Below are 4,037 nucleotides of genomic sequence, written 5' to 3' on the forward strand. Positions count from 1 at the left end.
CACTCGTTTGGCGAATACGTGTTCGATCACGGCTGGGCCGATGCCTGCGAGCGCGCCGGTATCGCCTACTATCCCAAGCTTCTGGGTGCCGTGCCTTTCAGCCCGGTGACCGGCCCGCGGTTGCTGGCGGTGGAACCTGCCGATGCGCTGCTGTTGCTCCAGGCCATTCCCGAGTACCTGGTAAAAGGCGAGCTATCGGGCGCGCACCTGAACTTCACCGACAGCGTGCTGGATGAACAGATAGGGCAGTTGCCTGGCTGGATGGAGCGCCTCGGCTGCCAGTTTCACTGGCGTAACCGCGGCTACCGGGATTTCCAGGACTTCCTCGATACCCTGAGCTCGCGCAAGCGCAAGCAGATGCGCAAGGAGCGCGAGCAAGTGGCGGGACACGGGATGGAGTTTCGCTGGTACCAAGGGCACGAGCTCAGTGAAGCGCAGTGGGACTTTGTCTATTCCTGCTACGCCAACACCTACGCGGTCCGCAGGCGGGCACCGTACCTGACCCGGGCATTCTTCAGCCTGCTGGCCGAGCGCATGCCCGAATCGCTACGGGTGGTGATGGCGGTGCAAGGTGGCCGCGAGGTGGCCATGGCCCTGAGTCTGATCGGCGGGGATAGCCTGTATGGCCGCTACTGGGGCTGCCTGGATGAATTCGACCGCTTGCATTTCGAGACGTGCTTCTACCAGGGCATGGACTACGCCATTGCCGAAGGACTGCAGCATTTCGATGCCGGCGCGCAGGGCGAGCACAAGCTGATCCGCGGGTTCGAACCAGTGCTGACGCGCTCCTGGCACTACCTCCTGCACCCCGGCTTGCACCGGGCTGTGGAGGATTTTTTGCAGCAGGAGCGGGAAGGGGTCAGGGCCTACGCCGAGCAGGCGTGGGCCGCGTTGCCTTACCGCAAGGCGTAGGAACGGGGCGGCTCAATCGACGCCAACGAACCCGCCAGTCTGGTGATGCCATAACCGCGCATACAGCCCTTGCCGGGCCAGCAGCTCGCTGTGGCTGCCGGTTTCGGCGATGTGCCCTTTGTCCAGCACCACCAGCCGGTCCATGCGGGCGATGGTCGAGAGCCGGTGGGCGATCGCGATCACGGTCTTCCCCTGCATCAGGGTCTCCAGGCTCTCCTGGATCGCGGATTCCACCTCCGAGTCCAGTGCCGAGGTAGCTTCGTCCATGATCAGGATCGGCGCGTTCTTGAGCAGCACGCGGGCGATCGCGATGCGCTGGCGCTGGCCACCCGAGAGCTTGACCCCACGCTCGCCCACCTGGGCATCGAAGCCGGTGCGCCCCTCGGCGTCGGTCAAGTGGGTGATGAACTCATCGGCACGTGCGCCGCATACCGCATTCCAGACCTCCTCCTCGGTGGCATCGGGGCGACCGTAGAGCAGGTTGTCACGGATCGAGCGGTGCAGCAGCGAGGTGTCCTGGGTGATCATGCCGATCTGCGCGCGCAGGCTGGCCTGGCTGACGTCGGCGATGTCCTGGCCGTCGATCAGGATACGGCCGCTGTCCAGGTCATACAGGCGTAGCAGCAGGTTGACCAGGGTCGACTTGCCGGCGCCCGACGGGCCGATCAGGCCGATCTTTTCGCCAGGGCGGATATCCAGGTTCAACCCGTCGATCACCTTGCGGGTCTTGCCATAGTGGAAGCTGACCGTGTCGAAACGCACCGCGCCGCGCTCGACCTTGAGCCGCGGCGCGTTCGGCTTGTCGGTCACGGTAACGGGCTGGGCGATGGTCTCCAGTCCGTCCTGGACCGTGCCGATGTTCTCGAAAATGCCGTTGACCACCCACATGATCCAGCCCGACATGTTGACGATGCGGATCACCAGGCCGGTGGCCAGGGCGATGGCCCCCACGGTGATCATCGACTGGGTCCACAGCCACAGGGCCAGTCCCGTGGTGCCGACGATCAGCAGGCCGTTCAGGCTGGTGATCACCACGTCCATGCTGGTAATGACGCGCGAGGCCAGCTGGGTCTTTTCGGTCTGTTCGGTGATCGCTTCGCGGGCGTACTGCTGCTCGAAGTCGGTGTGGGCGAAAAGCTTGAGCGTGGCGATGTTGGTGTAGCCGTCGACGATCCGCCCCATGAGCTTGGAGCGGGCGTCGGAGGACACCACCGAGCGTTCCTTGACCCGCGGCACGAAGTAATAGAGCGAGACGCTGTAGCAGACGATCCAGACAATCAGCGGCAGCATCAGCCGCCAGTCGGCTTCAGCGAACAGCACCAGCGCGCTGATGGCGTAGACCAGCACGTGCCAGAGCGCGTCCATGGCCTGCACCAGCGAATCGCGCAGCGAATTGCCCGTCTGCATGATGCGCTGGGCGATGCGCCCGGCAAAATCGCTCTGGAAGAAGTTGAGGCTCTGCTTGAGCACGTAGGTGTGGTTTTGCCAGCGGATCATGCTGGTCATGCCCGGGCTGATGGCCTGGTGCACCAGCAGGTCGTGCAGGCCGACGAACACCGGCCGTATCAGCAGGGCCACGACTGCCATCCAGGCCAGCTCGCCGCCGTGCTCGCTGAAGAAGTTTTCACCAGAGCCCGCCTGGGCCAGGTCGATGATCCGGCTCAGGTAACTGAACAGCGCCACCTCCACCAGGGCCACCACCAGCCCGACGACCAGCAACGCCACGAAGGTCGGCCAGACCTGGCGCAGATAGTAGAGGTAGAAGCGCAGGACACCGCTGGGCGGCGCCTCGGTGGGCGCTTCGCGGAAGATGTCGATGAGTTGCTCGAAACGGCGGTACAACATGGAAATCATGACTCCTGTTCGGCTCGATCGCGCATCGAGATCACGTCCCTGTGATGCTCATGTTCAGTCGAGGCGCTTGGCGGATTTGATGTAAACCGGGTCGGACGGCACATCGCGCATGCCTTTCTTCATGGTGGTCGGCGAGTTGACGATCTGGTCCACCACCTCCATGCCCTTGGTCACCTTGGCGAACACGGCATAGCCGGCATCGCGGCCGGGGTCGAGGAAGGCATTGTCGGCAACGTTGATGAAGAACTGGCTGGTGGCCGAGTTGGGGTTCGAGGTACGGGCCATGGACAAGGTGCCGCGGGCGTTGTGCAAGCCGTTGCTGGCCTCGTTGCGGATCGGGTCGCGGGTGTTCTTCTGCACCATCTGGTCGGTGAAACCGCCGCCCTGGACCATGAAGCCCGGGATCACGCGGTGGAAAATGGTGTTGTTGTAGAAGCCGCTGTCGACGTACTCGAGGAAGTTCTTCGTGCTGATCGGCGCCTTGTCGGCATCGAGTTCGACCTCGATCTGGCCAAAGCTGGTGTCCAGCAGGACATGGGTCTTTTCAGCGGCCATCAGGCTGGTGGCAAAAGCAACGGAGCAGGCGGCGAGGAGGATTTTTTTCAGCATGGGCTCAATGATCCTTGAGAGGTGGATGCGGCTGCCAGGAACTGCAGCACGGTCTGATTGAAGACCTGGGGTTGGTCAAGCGGCGTAGCGTGCCGTGAATCCTCGATGACCGCCAGTCGCGCCTGGGGTATCAGGGCCACATAGCGCTCTTTCAGTTGTATCGGGGTGTAATCCTGATCCGCACTGATCACCAGCGTAGGACAGCGGATCTGGCAGATGCGTTCCGCCACGCCCCAGTCGACGATGGCATCGAAACTGGCCAGATAGGCGCGTTTGTCGTTGCGCGCCCAGCGCTCGGCCATCTTGCGCCGCAGCTCGCTTTGCTGGGGCTTGGGAAACAGGCGCTGGGCCAGGCCCTTGCCCACGGTATCGACGCTGAGCAGACGCGCCATGCTCCAGCGCTTGGCCCACCAGATCCAGTCACCGCGGGTACGGCGCTTGACCTCGGGGGCGCTGTTGACGATGCACAGGCTGCGCAGCCAGTCGGGATGGTCGACCGCGAATTGAAAGCCCACCATGCCCCCCATGGACAGCCCGATGAAATGCACGGGCCCGGTCTGCAGGTGTTCGAGCAGGGCCAGCAGGTCTTCACTGAAGGTGGCGATGGTATAGCCGTCGCGCGGCTTGTCGGAGCGCCCATGGCCGCGGATGTCCATGAGGAT

4 protein-coding genes are annotated in these 4,037 nt (G+C 63.5%); 1 reads left to right on the forward strand and 3 read right to left on the reverse strand.

Annotated elements, in window-relative coordinates:
* Positions 1–912: GNAT family N-acetyltransferase (locus tag VJS90_RS20450; RefSeq protein WP_324123450.1), on the forward strand; the 912-nt coding region annotated here is incomplete at its 5' end.
* 12 nt (positions 913–924) lie between these two features.
* Here VJS90_RS20450 and VJS90_RS20455 read toward each other — a convergent pair.
* The 3 genes from VJS90_RS20455 to VJS90_RS20465 all read right to left on the reverse strand — a co-directional run.
* Complete coding sequence (locus VJS90_RS20455) at positions 925–2,757, reverse strand: ABC transporter ATP-binding protein (protein WP_324123451.1); 1,833 nt, start codon at positions 2,755–2,757, stop codon at positions 925–927.
* A 63-nt stretch (positions 2,758–2,820) separates the two neighbouring features.
* Positions 2,821–3,375, reverse strand: coding sequence for a peptidylprolyl isomerase (locus VJS90_RS20460; RefSeq protein ID WP_324123452.1), 555 nt, complete (start codon positions 3,373–3,375; stop codon positions 2,821–2,823).
* Positions 3,369–4,037, reverse strand: a 669-nt coding sequence (locus VJS90_RS20465; protein WP_324123453.1) for an alpha/beta hydrolase, incomplete at its 5' end; no start/stop codon positions are given. The genes VJS90_RS20465 and VJS90_RS20460, both read right to left, overlap by 7 nt.

Source organism: Pseudomonas sp., from assembly GCF_035277045.1.
In the GTDB taxonomy this organism is placed as follows: domain Bacteria; phylum Pseudomonadota; class Gammaproteobacteria; order Pseudomonadales; family Pseudomonadaceae; genus Aquipseudomonas.